The organism is Micromonospora sp. NPDC049240 (assembly GCF_040647835.1).
In the GTDB taxonomy this organism is placed as follows: Bacteria; Actinomycetota; Actinomycetes; order Mycobacteriales; family Micromonosporaceae; genus Micromonospora.
This window is the reverse complement of sequence record NZ_JBEZCX010000025.1, coordinates 65,430-83,147: the sequence shown is the minus strand read 5'-3', so window position 1 is coordinate 83,147 and position 17,718 is coordinate 65,430. Positions and strand designations below refer to the sequence as shown.

At 75.5% G+C, this 17,718-nt stretch carries 13 protein-coding genes; 9 read left to right on the top strand and 4 right to left on the bottom strand.

Annotation, left to right across the window (positions count from 1 at the left end; all coding sequences use genetic code 11):
* Positions 1-207 precede the first annotated feature (207 nt).
* From AB0B02_RS28670 to AB0B02_RS28655, 4 genes are all read left to right on the top strand, one after another.
* Entirely contained in the window at positions 208-1,320 is a 1,113-nt protein-coding gene (locus AB0B02_RS28670) for a uroporphyrinogen-III synthase (protein WP_357305475.1), read from the top strand.
* A gap of 71 nt (positions 1,321-1,391) precedes the next feature.
* Positions 1,392-2,414: an RICIN domain-containing protein gene (locus tag AB0B02_RS28665; protein ID WP_357305472.1), complete on the top strand. Its 1,023-nt coding sequence runs from the start codon at positions 1,392-1,394 to the stop codon at positions 2,412-2,414.
* A gap of 58 nt (positions 2,415-2,472) precedes the next feature.
* Entirely contained in the window at positions 2,473-3,348 is an 876-nt protein-coding gene (locus AB0B02_RS28660) for a chitosanase (protein WP_357305469.1), read from the top strand.
* A gap of 149 nt (positions 3,349-3,497) precedes the next feature.
* Entirely contained in the window at positions 3,498-3,812 is a 315-nt protein-coding gene (locus tag AB0B02_RS28655) for a hypothetical protein (RefSeq protein WP_107157677.1), read from the top strand.
* On the opposite strand, the gene AB0B02_RS28650 is transcribed toward AB0B02_RS28655, so the two are convergent.
* The gene (locus AB0B02_RS28650; RefSeq protein WP_357305466.1) at positions 3,800-6,742 is read right to left on the bottom strand and encodes an AAA family ATPase; all 2,943 of its coding nucleotides are present in this window, start codon (positions 6,740-6,742) and stop codon (positions 3,800-3,802) included. The two genes, AB0B02_RS28655 and AB0B02_RS28650, sit on opposite strands and share 13 nt — an antisense overlap.
* A gap of 249 nt (positions 6,743-6,991) precedes the next feature.
* On the opposite strand from AB0B02_RS28650, the gene AB0B02_RS28645 reads away from it, so the two are divergent.
* Positions 6,992-8,431, top strand: a complete 1,440-nt coding sequence (locus tag AB0B02_RS28645) for a chitosanase (RefSeq protein WP_357305463.1) — start codon at positions 6,992-6,994, stop codon at positions 8,429-8,431.
* 82 nt (positions 8,432-8,513) lie between these two features.
* Positions 8,514-9,038: a hypothetical protein gene (locus tag AB0B02_RS28640; RefSeq protein ID WP_357305460.1), complete on the top strand. Its 525-nt coding sequence runs from the start codon at positions 8,514-8,516 to the stop codon at positions 9,036-9,038.
* A 21-nt stretch (positions 9,039-9,059) separates the two neighbouring features.
* Here AB0B02_RS28640 and AB0B02_RS28635 read toward each other — a convergent pair whose 3' ends face one another.
* Entirely contained in the window at positions 9,060-9,731 is a 672-nt protein-coding gene (locus AB0B02_RS28635) for a response regulator transcription factor (protein ID WP_281939014.1), read from the bottom strand.
* A 167-nt stretch (positions 9,732-9,898) separates the two neighbouring features.
* Positions 9,899-10,228, bottom strand: a complete 330-nt coding sequence (locus tag AB0B02_RS28630; RefSeq protein WP_281939012.1) for a hypothetical protein — start codon at positions 10,226-10,228, stop codon at positions 9,899-9,901.
* A gap of 183 nt (positions 10,229-10,411) precedes the next feature.
* Between AB0B02_RS28630 and AB0B02_RS28625 the strand changes: the two genes are divergently transcribed.
* Both AB0B02_RS28625 and AB0B02_RS28620 read left to right on the top strand, forming a co-directional pair.
* The gene (locus tag AB0B02_RS28625) at positions 10,412-11,125 is read left to right on the top strand and encodes a zf-HC2 domain-containing protein (RefSeq protein ID WP_357305456.1); all 714 of its coding nucleotides are present in this window, start codon (positions 10,412-10,414) and stop codon (positions 11,123-11,125) included.
* Positions 11,122-13,776, top strand: a complete 2,655-nt coding sequence (locus AB0B02_RS28620) for a LuxR C-terminal-related transcriptional regulator (RefSeq protein WP_357305453.1) — start codon at positions 11,122-11,124, stop codon at positions 13,774-13,776. Before AB0B02_RS28625 ends, AB0B02_RS28620 begins: the two co-directional genes overlap by 4 nt.
* On the opposite strand, the gene AB0B02_RS28615 is transcribed toward AB0B02_RS28620, so the two are convergent.
* Positions 13,739-16,585, bottom strand: coding sequence for an AAA family ATPase (locus AB0B02_RS28615; RefSeq protein ID WP_357305450.1), 2,847 nt, complete (start codon positions 16,583-16,585; stop codon positions 13,739-13,741). The two genes, AB0B02_RS28620 and AB0B02_RS28615, sit on opposite strands and share 38 nt — an antisense overlap.
* Positions 16,586-16,709: 124 nt before the next feature.
* Between AB0B02_RS28615 and AB0B02_RS28610 the strand changes: the two genes are divergently transcribed.
* On the top strand, positions 16,710-17,645 hold the full coding sequence (locus AB0B02_RS28610) for an RICIN domain-containing protein (protein ID WP_281939003.1): 936 nt from the start codon (positions 16,710-16,712) through the stop codon (positions 17,643-17,645).
* Positions 17,646-17,718: the final 73 nt, after the last annotated feature.

The following is a 17,718-nucleotide window of genomic DNA, read 5'->3' as shown; positions in this document are numbered from 1 at the left end:
GGGGTCCCGCACAGTGTTGAACGCGGTCAGGTTTCCGACCAGCGACGCGCCTGTGACGTGATGCAAACGACGAGAACCTCACAAGATCCTCGCGGGCGTGAACGCCACTCCGTCACCAGCCGTTGGACAGGTCGGCTCCGGCCGACGTCCCGGGTGTGGGGCCCGGAGCGGGAGCGGGACTCCGAGTGGTGGTGCGGGGAGGCAGGGATGCGGGACCTGGCTGGCTACACGATCGCGGTCGCCGCCGAGCACCCCGGCCGGCACGAGTTGTCCGCACGCCTGCGGGCGGTCGGGGCGTGGCCCGTCGACGTCCGGCCCGTCCGCGCGGTCGGGCCGGCTGATCCGGACGCCGCGGCGGAGGCGACCCGCCGGGCGGTCGCGCGACCCGTGCACGACGTCGTCGTCTTTTCCGCCCCCGGGCTTCGGGCCTGGCTGCGGGTCGCTCAGGAGTCGGGTCACGGTGACCGGGTCGCGGCCCTGTTCCGCGAGGCCCGGCTCGTCGCCCACGACGCCCGGGCCGCCGACGTGCTGCGCGAGCTGGGCGTCGCCCCGTCCCGGCCGCCCGCCCGCCACACCGCCCGGGATCCCGATCGGTGGCTGCTCGATCAGCCGATGGCCGGTCGCCGGGTCGTCGCCGTCGTCGGGTCGGATCATCATCGCGAGTGGTGTGCCGCGCTGGGCCGGCGCGGCGCCGACGTCGTCGAGGTGGCGACCAGCCGGGCCCTGCCGCCCCCGCGCGCCCACGAGCTGCGCCGGCTGTGGACGGGAATCGTCCGCGGTCACGTCGACGCGGTCGCGTTGACCGGTCCGGCCACTGCGGTGGACCTGCTGCGCCGGGCCGACGCCGACGGCGTGCTGGACGATGTGCGCGACGCGTTGACCGACCGCGTGCTGGTGGCCTGCCTCGGCCCGCTCACGGCGGCGCCGCTTCGCGAGCGGGGCATGACCCCCGTCGTCGCGGCGGCTCCGTGCCTCGGCAGCCTGCTGGCGGCGTTGGTGGAGCAGGTGCCCGGCCGAGGACCCACGCTTGACGTCGACGGCCACCGGATGCAGATCCGCAGCCGATCCGTCGCGATCGACGGTCTCGTGGTCCCCGTGCAGGCCGGACCCATGACGGTCCTGCGGGTGCTCGCGCGCTCGCCCGGGCGCGTGACGTCCTCCGCCGAGATCCGCGGCGCCTCGGCGGCCTGGTCGGGGGTGAACGACCACGCGGTCGAGATGGCGGTGTCGCGGCTGCGGCGGGCGTTCGACGACACCCCGTTGGCCGGCGTCGACCTGGTGCAGACCGTCGTTCGCGGTGGATACCGGCTGATCGCCTGACCGGACCGGCGCGCTGCCCGACGGCCACCCACGGCCATCGAACCGGGCCCAGGTCTGTCCGTTGTAAGGACATGGACTCGACACGAAGCGGCCCGCCGCTCGGCCCCGACGACTGGCCGGCGGACGGCGCACTGTTCGGCAACCGGCCACCGATCCGGTCCCACCGCCGGCCACGGGACCGGCGACGGCGACGGCCCCTGCGGGTCCTCGTCAGCGGCGCGATGGTCGGCGCCATGGCCTGGTCGGCGACCGGTTGGACGACCGCCGTGCCGCATCACCGCGACGGCCTGGCCACCACGCAGGATCCGCCGGCCCGCGACCTCGCCGTCGGCGCGCCCCCCACGGCGCCGCACCCCGCCGGAGGCGGTGCGCCTGCCACGGTGCCCCCCGGTGCGCCCCGTCCGATCGGCGACGCCTCCAGCGCGGGCCCGACCCCACCTCCGGTGGCGACGCCGAGCCGGCCACCCCTGCGCCCGGTGGCCGCGACGGCCGGCATCACCGTGGCGCCCGCGCCACCACGGGGCAGGTCCGATGCGCGGCCGGCGGCGCCCGCGCCGACCCCGACGACGCGACGCCCGGAGCCGCCGGCGGCGACCCGGACCAGCACGCCCGCACCCACCACGGCACCGGCCACCCCCACCGCCGTGGCGCCGTCGAACGGCGGCACGGTACGGCTGACGAACCCGACGAGCGGCCAGTTCGTCGGCGTACGCGACGGGTCGACGGCCGACGGCGCCGGCATCGTCCAGCTCACCGGCACCGGCGACGCGGCCCGGTGGAAGCTGGTCGCGACCTCCGGCGGGTGCTATCAGCTGATCAACCTGCGTTCCGGGAAGGCCCTGGACAATCCCGACGGCGGTTACGACGACGGCGCGCCCATGCAGCAGTGGGAGCCGGCGAGCGGTAACCCCAACCAGAACTGGTGCTTCCGGTCGGTCGGCTCGAAGCGGTACTCCATCCGCAACATGGCCAGCGGCTCCCTGCTCGACCTGCGGGACGGGCGCACCGGAAGCGGGGTGCCGATCCAGCAGTGGAGCGCCGACCCGGCCGCCCCCAACAGCAAGCAGACCTGGCAACTCGTCCGCGTCGACTGACCGGCGAAGCGTGTACGCCCTGCTCGGTGCTCTAGTCTTGTCGGCGAGCAGGCGTGGTGTGTATCGACTCTCGCCACTGGAGTGGTGCGTGGGCTACCTGGACGTCCGTCGTCGCCGGCCGCGCGTGTCCTGGACCGCGCTACCGACCGTGACCGCCGCCGGTCTCGTCCTCGCGCTGCTCGTCGGAGCGCACGAGCCGGTCGGGGTGGACGCCGAGCAACGTCTCGTGCTCAGCCAGTTGGAGAGCGCCCTGCTGCACGACACCGCGCAGCCGCAGTACGCTCGCGCGGTCCGGCAGTTCGACTCGCGCGGCTACCTGCTCGGCATCGGTGACTTCTCCACGGCCAACGGCGAGGCGTTCGAGGTCGTGCAGAGCTATGCCGCCCAGGTCGGCCCGACCCCGCTGTCCAGGAGATACCTCACCGTGCTGGCCCGGCTCAGCGCCGACCAGGACCCCTCCGTCACCGATCTGGCCGGGCTGCCGGCCGCCTGGGCGGAGGCCAGCGCGGACGCCCGGTTCCGGCGGGCGCAGGACGACGTCCTCGAGTCCCGCTACCTCGCGCCGGCGCTGAGCCTGGCCCGCACGTTGGACATCAGGACGCAACTGGGCGTGGCGATTCTCTTCGACTCGATGCTGCAACACGGCAACACCGACGACGTGGACTCGCTGCCGGCGCTGGTCCGCCGGGCCACGCACCGCGCCGGCGGTCCACCCGGCACGGTCACCGAACGGGAGTGGTTGTCCGTGCTCCTGCGGGAACGCCGGGCGACCCTGACCAGCCCAGCCGACCGGGAGCACCGGAACACCTGGCCGTACACGGTGGGTCGGGTGGACGTGCTCGCGGCACTGCTCTACGACGGCCACGACACGCTACGGCCGCCCCTGACCGTCGCCCCGTACGGCACACCGCGGCTGGTGAGTCCCACCTTCTGATCCGACGAGGCTGAACGATCGCCGTCGGGGATCCGTTGTGACGGCGTGCCCGGCACCGGTTCCCGCCCCGGCGAACGGATCGGGCACTCCGATGAGAGGGAGGTACCACATTGTTCAGGACTGGACGGTGGCGTCGCGCCGTCGCCCGGGTGGCTGTTCCGCTGATGACGGCCGGCCTTCTCGCCACGGTCTCCGCCGCCCCGGCCGAAGCCGCCGCGCCCTACCAGCTTCAGCTCTGCTCCCAGGGACCGTGGACCAACGCGCTCGTCAGCGGGCCTGACGGGAGCTACTCCACCAGGGGCGTCCCCTCGTACAACTGCGGGTGGTTCAGCCTCCCGTCCGGGATGCTGACGATCTCCTTCATGGCCGGATCGACCTACGTCGGGTCGTTCTGGGTCTCGGGGTCCGACGGCGCCTGCGCCGTCGTGTACGGCAACTGGCACGGCGGCTTCTACCGCTGTTGAGGGTCGGCGGGGGCGCGGTCGCGCCGCGCCCCCGCGGGCAGCCCCCGCTCGCGGTGGAGGGCCACGATCTCGGTACGGGATCGGCAACCCAACTTGGCCAGGATGTGCGACACGTGGGTCTGGACGGTGTTGCGGGAGGTGTACAGCTCGGTCGCGATCTCCGGGTTGGACCGGCCGGCGGCCACCAGGCGGCACACGGTGACCTCGGTCGGAGTGAGGGCCTCCCACCCGGTCACCGGGCGGCGCCGGCGGGTGCCGCGCCTGCCCCGGCGGACACCGATGTCACGCAGGCGCGCCTCGGCCCGGCGGCTGTTCCACCGGGCGTCCAGGTCGGCGTACCGGTCGAGCGCCTCCTCGAGCGCCGCCCGGGCCTCGGCCAGCCGGCCGGCCCGACCCAGCACCGACGCGGCGTCCTCGAGCGCGGTGGCCTGGTCGTGGATCTGGTGGACGGTGGCGAATCCGGCCGCGGCCGCGAGGAGCCGGGTCGGGTCCTGGTCGACGAGTCCTCGGCAGTGCTCCGCCGCGGCCAGGCTGACCAGGTCACCACGCTCCTCGGCCTGCGCGACGCAGGCGCTCGCGGCGGCCCGGGCGACCTCGTCGCGGCCCACCTCCACGGCGATCCGAACCGCGGTGGCGCTGAACACGCAGCGTTCGGGGGTGAGCCGGGGGAAGCACCGGGTCGAATCCGGGTCGAGCAGGGACAGCCACCGGTCCAGCGCCCGCTCCGGCCGCCCGTCACGCTCCTCGACGAGGGCCTGCGCCGCGTGCACGTAGTCGGTCATCCCGGCAGCGTCCGGGGTCGGCGGCTCCGCGGCGGCGGCGGCCAGGTACCGCGCGATCAGCTCGTCGTCGCCCCGGTTCGCCGCGATCAGCGCGCCGACGCCGAACAGCATGCCCCGGACCACCGCTCCCCGGTGCAGCAGCTCGGCCGCCGCGTCGAGCTCGGGCAGCGCGTCGTCCCAGCGGCCCATCAGGAAGTTGATCTCGGCGGCCTGGACCCGCAGCCAGGCCAGCCGCAGCGGAGTGCCGGCCCGCTCGGCCAACGTCAGCGCGCGGCCCAGGGCCCGGGCCCCCTCCTCGGTGCGGTTGAGGTTGTAGAGCGCCGTGACCCGCAGCCCCTGGAACAGCAGGTGCAGCTCCACCGTGGCGGGATCGTCGCCCAGGATCGCCAGGCCGCGTTCCGCCTCGGCCAGCGAGCCGGCCGAGTCGCCGAGGGAGATGCCGGTCGCCAGTGACCAGGCGAACAACGCCCAGGCGACGGCGATCCGGTCGGGCACCCGCTCCCCGTCGGCCTCGGCCGCACGCGCGACGGTCAACGCCTCGTCGAAGCGCCCGAGACCGGCCAGCGTGACGGCCTGGATCGCGCGCACGCGGGCCCGCCACCGGGCGTCGAGGCGGTCCGCGGCCAGCGCGGCCACGGCCAGGTCGAGCGCTTCGACCGGGCGACCCAGGGCCCGCAGGACGACGACGTGGCACCACGTCATCCGCCCGATGACCTCGACGTCGGTCGCCTCCCGCAGCAGCGGGACGACGGCCGCGTCCACCGCCTCGTAGTCGCCGAGGTGGAACAGCGCATCGACCAGGTGCATGCCCAGCACGGACCGCCGCGGATCGTCGTCGCCGACCTGGGCCATGACCCGCCGCAGCAGCTCGGCGGCCAGGCCGGCGGCGCGCGTGGTCACGGACGGGGCGGCCCGCAGCAGCCAGTCGACCACCCAGCCGCTGACCGGCCCGGGGCTGGCCTGGAGCTGGGTCACCACCAGCTCGGCGGGCTCCCCCGCCTCGGCCAGCCGCTGCGCCGCCTGCCGGTGCAGCGCGTTGCGCATCGCGGCCGGCATGGACTCGTAGAGCGCGTGCCGGATCAGCGCGTGCCGGAAGGCCAGGTCCGGGTCGGCGTCCGTGAGCACGCCGGCCGCGAGCGCCTCCTCGATGACGTCGACGAGGGCCAGCGGGGACCGCTCGACCAGCAGCGCGAGGTGTTCCAGCCGGAAGCCGGCGCCCAGCACCGTCGCGGCCCGCAGCACCCGCATCGCCGGCTCGGACAGGAAGCTGAGTCGGGCGCCGATCGCCGCCGCCAGCGACCGCGGGGCCGCCGCGTCGGCGTCGTCGAGGTCGAGCGCGCCGTCCTCGGCCCGCCGGACCCGACTGCCCCGGACCAGGGCGTCGACCAGTTCCCGCACGTACAGCGGATTGCCGCCGGCCTGCCGCACCAGGGCCCGCAGGCCCGGTCCGGGCGGGGCCTGGGCCAGCCGTTCCACCAGACGGTGTACGTCGGTGTCGGCAAGCGGGTCGAGCGGGAGGTACGCCCCGCCGCCCGCCGTCACGGCCCGCCGCAGCCGGTCGACCTCCTCCCGCCGGGGAACCGGCCGCGCGGCGGCGACCAGCAGGAGTGGCAGCTGTCGGGTCGCCTCGTCCAGCCTTCCCCAGACGGCGAGCGTGGTCTCGTCGGCCCACTGCATGTCGTCGACCACGATCATGACGGGTCCGGCCGCGCAGAGCCGGTCGACCAGCACCGTCAGCAACTCGGCCGCGGCGGTGACGGCGTTGCCGGTGCCCGGGCTGTCGTCGCCGTCGCGGCCCCACAGCCGCTCGGCGATGGCGGCCCGGTCCGGGTCGGTGCTTCCGGGACCGACCCGCAGGGCGTCCAGCAGCACCCGCAGCGGGAAGATGTCCGCCGCCTCGGCCGCACGCGCGGTGAACAGGGCGATCGCGCACCGGCCGACCCGGCCGCACAGCTCGGTCAGAAGGGCCGTCTTGCCGACGCCCGGCTCGCCGTCGATCCACACCGAACGGCCCCGCCCCGAGGCGAGATCGGTAACGACCTCGTCGAGGGTCGACAACTCGGGATCGCGGCCCACCAGGTCCGCCGACGCCGGCACCCGTGACCGGCAGGTCACGTCCGTGGTCCGAGGTCCGGCAGGTTCGCGCATGGCTGACTCCCTCCCCGGACCGGACGGCGGTGCCCGCCCGCGGTCACCCGCAGGGCGGCGCACCGGCCACAGCCGACAAGTGTCGCACCCCGCGCACGAGGCCGGTGACACCATCTTCACGTCGGTGATCGGTTCTGCCATCATCTGTCCGGCTCCAGCACACGCTGCGGCACCGGCAAGTCGACGTGAGGGGGCGGGGTGCCGCAGGGCCGACCGACCGCGCGATCCCGATTCCGGCCCGGGCTCCCGATGCTCGCCTGGCCGGCGATCGTCGTGGTGATCGTGGTGGGGTTGCTTGTGGTGTGGGCGATCGAACCCGACCGCAGGCTGACCGTCACCCCGGAACAGCGGCTGATCATCGAGAAGATCCGCAGCGTCCTCATGCACGACGCGGACGCCCCCCAGTACGGGCGGGTGGTGGACCAGGCCGACGGGCGCGGCTACGTCGCGGGCACCGGCGACTTCTCCACGGCCGGCGGTGAGATCGTCGCGGTCCTGGACACCTACACCGCCCGGGTCGGCGCCAACCCGCTGTCACTGTCCTACCTGCCCGTGCTGAAGCGGCTGGCCGGCCGGCGGAGCCCGGCGGTCGGTGAACTGGCCGGGCTGCCCGACGCGTGGCGCCTGGCCAGCAAGGACCCCCGCTTCCGGCAGGCCCAGGACGATGTGGTGGACGACAGGTACTACCAGCCGGCGATGCGGACCGCCACCGACCTCGGCCTGACCACCCCGCTCGGCCTGGCCGTCATCTACGACACGCTCCTGCAACACGGCGACTCGGCCGATCCGGACGCGCTGCCGTCGATCATCTACCGGACCGAGGTCCGCGCCCACGGCCGCCCGGGGAAGGTGCCCGAACGCGACTGGCTGTCGGCGTTCCTGGCGGAGCGGAGGGCGACGTTGACCAACCCGTCGGCCCCGCAGCGCCGCGCCACGTGGCCGTACACGGTCGGTCGGGTGGACGCCCTCGGGAGTTTGCTGGCCGACCGGGACGACGACCTCCGGCCGCCGCTCACGCTGAGCCCGTACGGACGCCGGCACGTGCTCGACCTGACGCCCTCGATGCCGACCGTGGCGGACAGCACCACCCACCCGCCCGCCACGCCCTCGCCGTCCGCCGTCCCTCGTTCGGCCTCCCCGCGCCCGGCCGTGCCGTCGCCCACGCCGGTGGGATCACGCGCACCGTCCGCCACGACCGGCCCGCCACGACCGTCGAGCAGCCCCGCGGCCGCGCCCACGGCGACCACGCCCCGCGACGGGCTGCTGGTCCGGGTGGTCGCCACCAGCGGCAGGTCGCTCGGAGTGGCGGACGGGGCGTCCTTCGCCGGCGCGAAGATCGTCCTCAGAGGGGGGACCGGGCCGGCCGAGCGGTGGCGCCTCATCGCCGCGACGTCGGGCTGCTTCCACCTGGTCAACGTCAGGTCGGGCATGGCGCTCGACAACCCGGACGGGACGTGGACCAACGGCGTGCAGATGCAGCAGTGGGAGTACGGCTGGGGCACCAGCAACCAGAGCTGGTGCTTCACCTCCGTCGGCCGGGGCCGGTACTCGATCCGCAACCTGACGAACTACTACCTGCTCGACGTCCGCGACGGCGGCACCACCGACGGCACCGCGGTCCAGCAGTGGGGCGCCGACGCGGCGGCTCCGAACGCCAACCAGACCTGGCGTCTCGTACCGGCTGGCTGACTGCGACGAACCTCGCGCCCGGTCGGTCCGTTGTGACTGGCGAACGACTCCGAGCGACGGCGGCAGGGAAGGGCGGGCAGCCATGCCAGCGATCAGGGTAAGGACACGGCCGGGGAGCGCACCCACCCCGATCCGCAAGCCTGACGGCACGTTCTACCGCTTCGAGCTGACCGAGCCGGGCGACCGTTGGCGGGCCTACGCCGACGAACCGGCCGACCTGGTCGCCGAACTCGCGCCCTGGTACGCCGCGGGGTCGGCGGCCGGTCGGGCCGCCGCCCGACGGTCGATCGCGCAGCGGCTGCGGGCGGTCCTCCAGGCGCAACTGCTGGCGTTCAGCGACGCTCGGGAACACACCCCGGAGCAGATGCACGCGCTCCGCGGCACCGCCGACCCGGCGGCGATCACGGTCTGGACCACCGAGACGCCGCTGGTGTTGATCGAGGGCGCGTACGCCCCGGCCGGGCTCCTGCCACGTCCGGTGGCCGAACCGCCGGCGGAGATCCTCTGGATCGACCCCGCCAGCGACGAGAGCCTGCTGCGCTCGCTGCACTACCTCGGCGCCCTGGTGCTCGAGGAACTGGCCGAGCGCACCGCGGACCGGTCGTGACCCCGTCCGTCCGGAAGGTGCCTACCGCCGCTCGGTGAACGCCAGCCGGTAGCCGGTCCCCCGGACGGTCGCGATGGCCGCCGGCGCGCCGAGCTTCCGCCGGAGCCGGGCGATGACCACGTCGACCACGTTCGACGTGGGGTCGGCCATCTCGTCCCAGCAGTGCTCGATCAGCTCCGTCCGACTCACCACTGTGGGGTGGCGCATCATCAGCCGCTCCAGCACCGCCAACTCCTTCGGGGTCAGGCTCAGCAGGACGTGGTCCCGGCGTACCTGGCGCCGGGCCACGTCGAACTCGAGGTCGCCGGTGCGGAGCACGGCGGGGCGGATGGAGCCGCGCCGTCGGCACAGCGCCCGCACCCGGTGGACCAGCTCCGCGGTGGCGACCTGCTTCGCGACGTAGTCGTCCGCGCCCGCCTCGAAGCCGGCCAGCCGGTCGCGCACGTCGTCCCCGGCGGCGAGCAGCATCGCCGGCACCGCCATGCCGCGCCGGCGGAGCAGGTGCAGCCGGTCGGCCGAGTCGCCGTCGGCCAGGAACCGGTCGAGCACCAGACAGTCGTACTCGTTGACCGCCAGTCGCAGCTCGGCCTGACGCCAACAGTTCGCCACGTCGACGGCGAGCCCCGACGAGCGTAGGGCGAGCACGGTGGTGTCCCGCACCGAGCCGCCGTCTTCGAGGATCAGGATTCGCATGCGTCTCGCTCCTCACGCCGGGCAGCGGATGACCGTCAACTGTGTCGAGGACTACGGCGGGCGACGGCACGGGTTCATCCGGCGCGGCGTCGTCTCGACCCGTGGTCGGTCCGCTCGCCGGCTCAGCCGGCCGCCGGCGCCCGGACGCCGACTCAGCCCGGGAGACGTCAGGTCGCGTCCGGCGGACTGAGCCGGACCGGCTCGGACCGCTCGGCGTCCGCGACCCGCCACCCTCCACCGCCCGTGACGATCAGCTCGCGCCCCAACCGCGCCCGAAGCCGATGGATGATCACGCCGATCTGGTTCGTCCGCGGCGGTCGCATCGCGGCCGGCATGGCGTGCCAGATCCGCTCGGCGGTGCAGGGCAGTCCGCGTGCCTGGACGAGGACGCGGAGCACGAGGAACTCCCGCCAGCCGAGTCGTGCCGCGGACAGCCGGTTCCCGATCCAGGCCCGGCGTCCGGTCTCGTCGAGCCGGACGTCGCCGAATGACAACACGCTTGCGCCTCCCTCACCGTGCGTGGTCCGCATTGTGGCCCGGGGTACGTGAGGATTTGATGAAGCGCCGAGGAGCGGGTTTCGGCCTTGTGAAATTCTGCCCGTCGGTCGAACGAGTGAGCCTTCCCATCCGATGTCAGAGCGAGATCAGCGGGGTGACCCGTCAGGAGGAGACGCGCCAGCATGGATGCCACCAACGGTCGGGGCGGATCGCACGTCAGCGATCAGATCGACCTGTACCTGACCGGAGCGCTGGACGCGGAGCGCGAACAACGTTTCGAGGAGCACCTGTTGCGGTGCGCCTCGTGCCGCACGGAGGCGGACGAGTCGAGCGAGGTGGCGCTGGCCGTGGCCGCGCTGCCGTCCGGGTTCGTCGCCGAACTCGAAGACGCGGACCGGTCGACGCCGGCGGGCGGCGACCGCGCGTCCGGCGCGGCGTCCGCCCGGCCGGCCGGCCGTGGCAGCTCCACCTCGGACAGCCGCCGCCCGCCGCCGCGCCGCCGCTCACGTGCCCGCCCGGTGCTCGCCTATCTGGCCACGCTGCTGGTCGGCGCGCTGCTCGGCGGCGGCTGGACGCTCTACCAACACCGGGAACCGGACCCGGTACCCGCCGCGAACGGCACCGCGACGGGGACGCAGGGCCAGCTCGCCGCCACCGTCACGCCCCGGTCCGGCGGCGCCGAGGTACGCGCGGTCACCGTCGGACTACGCCCGGGCGTGCGGTACGAGCTGCTCGCTGTCAGCACCGACGGCCGTACCCTGGTGGTGGCCGACGGCGTCGCCGCCGGCGGTCCGCAGACGATTGTGGGGACCGTCCGGCTGCGCCCCGACCAGTGCCGCTTCTTCGCGGTGATCCAGGGAGCGGGAGACGTCCTGTTGGTGGCCCCCGCCGGATGACAGCACCAGGACGGACGCCGGATCGCGCGACCGGGCCGGTGGACGACGGGGCGGCCCGGCCGCTCGTGGGCCGCGAGTCCGAACTCGCCACTCTCGTCGCCCTCCTGAACCGGGTACGGGCCGGGCGCGGCGGGGTGGTGTGGCTGGAAGGCGCGGCCGGCCTCGGCAAGACGGCCCTGCTGTCGGCGCTGCTGCGCCGGGGCGCGTCGACCGGCTGCACGGTGCGGGCCGGCGCCGGTGACGACCCGAGGTCGCTGGACGCGGTGTGGGGCCTCACCGACCACCGGCCGGTTCATCCGTCCGGGATCACGGAGTCCGTCGACCAGGTCGATGCCGCGGTCGCCGCGCTCTGCGCGAGTGGCCCGGCCGTGCTCGCCCTGGACGACCTGCATCGCGCCGGCCACGCCACCGTGCTGGCCTGGAACCGGATCAGCCGGTCGGCGGCCCGGCTTCCGCTGCTCCTGGTGAGCGGTTGCCGGCCCACCCCGTACCGGGAGCCGGTCGCGACGCTGCGCGAGCTGGTCACCCAGCACGACGGTGAGCTGCTGGTGCTGGGTCCGCTCGGGGACGCCGAGATCGTCACCGTGGCGGCCGGGCGCCTGGGCGCCCGACCGGGCCCTCGGCTCGGACGCCATCTGCGGGCGCTCGGCGGCAGTCCCGCGCGCGTGCTCGGCCTGCTCGACGACCTGGACGCGGCGGGCCTGCTGCGCCGCGCCGGCGGGCGGGTCGAGTTGGGCGGCGACGACGACCGCGCGGCCGCCGCGCTCGACCGGTACGCCTGCGCGGGGGTGGCCGAGCCGAACCGTCCGATCGTGCGGATGGCGGCGCTGCTCGGGCCGAGGTTCGACGCCACCGAACTGGCCGCTGCCGGTGGGCTGCCGCTGCCCGCCGTCACCACCGCGCTGTCCGACGCGGTCGAGGACGGCGTGCTCGGCGACGACGGGGACCGGTTGTCGTTCCGGCACGACGTGGTGCGGGACGCCGTCGCCCGGTCGTTCCCGGTCGCGGCCCGGCGCGCGTTCCACCGGGCCGGCGCGCTCGCGTTGCTCGCCACTGGCGCCGAGGCCGGGGTGGTGGCGAGGCACCTGCGCGAATCCGGAGAGCTGCCGCCGGCCGCCCGCGACTGGCTGGCCCAGCTGCCGGAGTCGACGCTGCTCACCGACCCGGCGCTGTTCTCCGACGTGCTGGGCCTGGGTCCGGTCGACGCCCGCCGCTGCATGCTCGACCACTGGTTGGGCCGGCACCGACGGGCGGCCCGCACCGCGCTCGCGCTCGCGGCGACCGCCGAAGCCCGCCCCGGGGCCGCCGCCGACCTGCGCCGGCTCGCCGTTCGCGCCCTGGTCCGCGACGGGAGCCTCGCCGAGGTCGACGCCATCTGCGCCGACACCGACGATCCCCGCCTGGCGGGCTGGCACGCGGTGGCGCTGGCCGGGCTCGGTCAACTGGCCGCCGCCCGGGAACGGATCCGCGGCCTGGCCGGCGCGCCGCAGGACGGGCCGACGGCCGCCGTGCTGGCGCTCGCGAGAGTGCGCGCCGGCGACGGCCGGCTCGTCGCGGACCACCTGGCCGCCGTCCGCGACGACCTCGGCGGCGACAGCGAGTCGGCCGAGCTGCGCGGGTTGCTGCACGGATGTCTGATCGACCTGCTCGTGCAGACCGGTCCACCGGACGCGCTGGCCGGGGCGATCCTGGAGGCCGGGCCACTCGCGGCCCGTACCGACCCCGGCCTCGCCGCGTGGCTGCGTGCGACGGCGGCCCGCGCCGGCTACCTGGCCGGCCGGTGGGACCTCGTCGGCGATGCCGAGCCCGGGCTGGCCGCGCTGGTGGCCCGGCACCGGTCGCCCCCGGACGCCACGACCGCCAACCGGTCCCTGAGGTCCGTCGGGCGCGAGGACGAACTCGACGCGATGGCCGCCGAGCAGGTGGGCGACCTGGCCGGGGCGTTGCGGGCGCGGCATCGGGCGCTGGCCGCCGCGCTGGAGGCCCGCCCCGCCCGGCTGCACGGCGCCGAGCACGTGGTCCGCCTCGCCCTCGCCGTCGGCGACGACGTGTCCGACGTCGTCCGCCGCTGCGAGTGGGCGGCGGCCGAGGAGGCGCTACCGGTGCAACTCGCGATCGCCGCCCTGGTACGCGCGATGCCGGAAGCCGACCCGGCGGCCCTGAGCCGCGTCGTCGAGCAGCTCAGCCGGCGCGGGGCGCCGCGGCAGCACGCGTACGGGCTGGAGGAACTGGCGGTCGCGCTGGCCCGGGCCGGTGACCGGGCCGGCGCCGGGCGGGCGCTGCGCGAGGCCGTGCGGCATTACGCCTCGGTCGGGTCGGTCTGGGAGATCGCCCGGGCCGACCGGCGGCTCGGCCGCTACCGGGTGCGCCGCCGGACGCCGGCCGACCAGCCCACCTCCGGCTGGGCCGCCCTGACCCCGGCCGAGTTCCGGGTCGTCCGGTTGGTCGCCCGGGGGATGTCCAACCGGGACATCGCCGACGAGCTGTATCTCAGTCAGAACACCGTACAGACGCACCTGGCCCGGATCCGGGCCAAGCTCGGCGTGCGGTCCCGGCTGGACATCGCCAGGGCGGCCGGATTCCAGGCCGAGCCGGGTGGCGAGGTCGGGCCGGTCAGGTGCCGACGGTCCGGGCCCGGGCGGTCGACCTGACACCGGTGCCGGCCGGTGGCGCGACGGCCGGTTCGTGGAGCGCCACGTCACGGGCGAGCTCGGTGCGGGAGCGCCGGCCGAGCTTGCGGAGCACGTTGGAGACGTGCGTCTGTACGGTGTTGCGGGACAGCATCATCTCCCGGGCGATGTCCGGATTGGACAGTCCCTGGGCGACCAACCGGCTGATCCGCAGCTCGGTGTCGGTCAACGACTCCCATCCGTGCCGGACCGACCGCGGCGACACCCGGGTGCCACGGCGGATGCCGTACGGACGGAACCGCGCCGCGGCCCGGCGGAGGTCCCAGTCCGCACCGACCCGCGCGTACTGCTCGCTCGCCCGCAGATAGTGGCGACGCGCCGCGTCGACGTCGCCGGCGCCGGCCAGCAGCACCGCCGCCTCCTCGGCCGCGAACGCGCTGTGCAGGGGCCACCCCCCGGCGAGGAACCGTTCGGCGACCGCGAGCAGGCCGGCCGCGTCGCCGTCGAGCATCACCCGGCAGGCGACGGCGCAGAGCTGCCCGTCCCGGCTCGGCGGCCGGGCGGCCTCGACCGCGGCGCCGGCGGCGCGCGCGATCTCGTCGGCGCCGACGGCCCGGGCCAGGCGGATCAGCGGGAGCGCGTCGGCGCACCGACCGTCGCGCTGGACCCCCGCCGGCAGGTCCAGATAGCGTGCCCGGATCAGCAGCGCCTGCCGGTGGTCGCCGGTCGACTCGGCGCGCAACGCGAGCGCCTCGTCCAGGTGCGGGCCGGCGGCGGCCGGCGGCTCGTCGGGGTCGGGGTCGGGGATGCCGGCGGCCCGCAGGTGGCGGTTGCCCTCCTCCGGCTCCCCACGCCGGTAGGCGATGACCGCACGCATCCCGTGCAGGTAGCCGAACGCCGGGTGGCGCAGCGCCGACGCGTCCATCTGCGCGATGTGCATCAGGGCGTCGTCCCACCGGCCGCGCCCGAACAGGAAGCCGGCGGCGTGGGCGTGCACCGTGGAGGTCCGGTACGTGCCGACCCGCTCGGCCGCCACGAGCACCTCGTCGAAAGCGGCCTCCGCGTCCGGCGATCCGAGCGCGCCGAGCCGGGCGGCCCGGTTGCCGGCCATCAGCAGCCGCTGGTCCAGCGACTCCGGGTCGTCGCCGAGCACGGCGAGACCCGCGTCCAGGTGGGCGATCAACCGATCGCCGCCGTCGACCACGGCCAGGGCGCTGTGCGCGTAGGCGACACCGAGCGGATCACCGATCGAGGTGGCGAGCGCGAGCGCCTGCTCCCCCACCGACCGGGCCGCCTCGGGCGCGCCGGCGAACGCCTGCGCGTTCGCCGACCAGGCGGCGGCCCGGGCCCGCCAGACCGGCGCGGCGGCCGGGTCGGTGACCGAGGGCGCGACGACCCGTACCGCCTCGTCGAAGCGGCGCAGCCGGGACAGCGAGCGCAGCACCTGGATCCGCAGCCGGGCGGCCAGGTCCGGGTCACCGGCCGAGGCGACCGCCTCCGCGCCGAGCCCGGTCACCGTCTCGTCGTCGCCGACCCAGAACGAGACGAGCATCAGCTGCCGGACCAGGACCCGCCGCCGGCCGTCGGTGTCGGGTACGGCGTCCACGGCGCGGCGCAGCAGCCGGGCGTACGCGGCCGGGGCCGCGTAGAGCGTCGACTCGGGCCGCTCGGCGAGCCAGCCCAGGGCCCAGCCGGGAAGCGGGTCGGCCGCCGCGGTGAGGTGCCCGGCGACCGCCCGGTCCGCCCGGCACCCGTCGGCGAGCGCCCGGGCGATGTGCCCGTGCAGGCCGGCGTGCAACGCGGACGGCGTCTGGGTGAGCAGGACCTGCCGCAGCAGCTCGTGCCGGAACCGCACCCGGTCGGCGGCCAGCTCGACCACGCCGGCGGCCGAGGCGGCGGCCAGCGCGTCCGTCGCGTCCCGCGCCAGCACCAGGCGCAGATCCTGCCGGGTGAAGTCGTTTCCCAGGAACGCGGCCAACCGCATGGTCTGCAGGCAGTCCGGGCTCAGCACGCCCAGGTGGCGCCCCACCGCCCCGGCCAGGGTCCGGGGCACCAGCTCCGCCACGCACAGCTCGACCGAGCCGTCGGCGAGCATGGTCAGCTCGTCCTCACCCAGCGTGCAGAGAATCTCCCGCAGGTAGAATGGGCTGCCGGACGCCGTGTCGAGCAGGGCCGACAGCCGTGGCCCGGGCGGTCCGGTCAGATGGGCCCCGGCGAACGCCGCCACGTCGTCCGCGCTCAGCGCGGACAGCGTCAACGTGACGGTCGCGGCCCGGCCCAGCGGGTCGCGGGCGCCGCCCGGCTCGTCCCGGTCGGGCCGGGCGGTCAGCACGAGCAGCAGGGGAAGCTGGTCGACCTCCCGGCCGAGCCGCTCGGCGAACGCCATGCTCGCCTCGTCCGCCCAGTGCAGGTCCTCCAGCACCAGGACCAGCGCCTGGTCCGCGCAGAGCTTCTCGACCAGCTCCACCATCCGCTCGGACGCCGCCAGCACCGGGTCGGCGTACGGCAGCTCCCCGGCGGCCTCCCCGGTGAGCAGGCGGGCGATCTGCGCCCGTACCGGGTCGTCGGACCAGGTGGACACGCCCAGCGCGTAGGCCGCCACACACAGCGGGAAGACCTGCATGAGCTGATCGGCGTGCCCGATGTGCACCCGGCAGCCGCGCGCGGCCGCCCGCCGATCGAGCTCGCCCACCAGGTGCGACTTGCCCAGGCCGGGGCCACCCTCGATGCGGAGGACGCCGCCCCGCCCCGCCACGACGTCGTCGAGGGCGGCGTCGATGCGGACCAACTCGGCGCTCCGGCCCACGGTGACGCGATCGGCGAACCGCACCGCCTCACCATAACCACGACCGGTCACCGCACAAGAGGCCGACTGTTCGCCGTACCGATCGAACGACCGGCCCCCGCCCGACGTTGTGGATGGCGAATCGTCGATCCGGAGGAGGCGTAGGAGCGTGAAGCGTTCCGCGAACGAGGACGACGGCTGGGCGTCCGACGGCGCGTTGTTCACGCGGCGCGGCCCGATCCGGTCGCACCGGCGGTCCGGCCGCCGGCGGACAGGGCTCGTCCGGTTGGGCGCCGTCGCGGTGGCCACCTCGGTCGCCGCCGCCAGCTGGAACACCGTGGCCGGGCTGTCCGACCGGGCACCGACGTCCGAGGCCGATCAGTCGTCGACCGGCACCGAGGCGCCGGTCGAGCCGGTGCCGCCCGAGGGGTGGGGCGACGCGACGGCGAGCCCGACGCCGACGGCGCGGCGGGCCCCGACCAGCCCGCCGGCCAAGGGCCCGGCCGGACCGGCGGCGCCACCGACGTCGGGGTGGTCGGCGGCGCCGGCGTCGCCGGCCGCCCCGGCGCCACGGCCGGCCTCGACCACCCCGCCGGCGACGGTCAGCGCCGGGCCCACCCCGCCACGGGCCACCATGACCGCCGGGCCGTCGGCGGTCGCGCCCGGCAACGGTCTGATGGTCCAGGTGATGAGCCGGGCCAGCGGCCTTCCGGTCGGGGTACGGGGCGGATCGACGTCGGACGGGGCCTCGGTCGTGCAACGGTCCACGGCCGGCGCGGCCACGCGGTGGCGCCTGGTGTCGGCCGGGTCGGGCTGCTACCAGTTGGCCAACGGGTCCTCCGGCAAGGCGCTGGACCTCACCGACGGCAGTCACGCCGACGGCACGCCGATGCAGCAGTGGACGATCGGCCCGGGCAACATCAACCAGACCTGGTGCTTCCACTCCGTCGGCGGCGGCTGGTACTCGATCCGCAACGCCGCCAGCGGAGCGCTGCTGGACCTGCGCGACGGCGGCGCCGGCGACGGGGTGACGATCCAGCAGTGGGGCGCCGACCCGGCCGCGCCGAACGCGCACCAGACCTGGAAGCTGCTCCCCGCGGGCTGACGGGCGGCACCTCGTGCGGGTCCCGGGTGAACCCGGGGCCCGCCTGTTCGTAGAGAACGGTGAGTCTCCGCCG

Bases quoted from the DNA above. Each gene is read 5' to 3' on its own strand.
- AB0B02_RS28670 (WP_357305475.1), top strand. From the start codon at position 208: ATGCGGGACCTGGCTGGCTACACGATCGCGGTCGCCGCCGAGCACCCC.
- AB0B02_RS28665 (WP_357305472.1), top strand. From the start codon at position 1,392: ATGGACTCGACACGAAGCGGCCCGCCGCTCGGCCCCGACGACTGGCCG.
- AB0B02_RS28650 (WP_357305466.1), bottom strand. From the start codon at position 6,742: ATGCGCGAACCTGCCGGACCTCGGACCACGGACGTGACCTGCCGGTCA.
- AB0B02_RS28645 (WP_357305463.1), top strand. From the start codon at position 6,992: ATGCTCGCCTGGCCGGCGATCGTCGTGGTGATCGTGGTGGGGTTGCTT.
- AB0B02_RS28640 (WP_357305460.1), top strand. From the start codon at position 8,514: ATGCCAGCGATCAGGGTAAGGACACGGCCGGGGAGCGCACCCACCCCG.
- AB0B02_RS28635 (WP_281939014.1), bottom strand. From the start codon at position 9,731: ATGCGAATCCTGATCCTCGAAGACGGCGGCTCGGTGCGGGACACCACC.
- AB0B02_RS28625 (WP_357305456.1), top strand. From the start codon at position 10,412: ATGGATGCCACCAACGGTCGGGGCGGATCGCACGTCAGCGATCAGATC.
- AB0B02_RS28620 (WP_357305453.1), top strand. From the start codon at position 11,122: ATGACAGCACCAGGACGGACGCCGGATCGCGCGACCGGGCCGGTGGAC.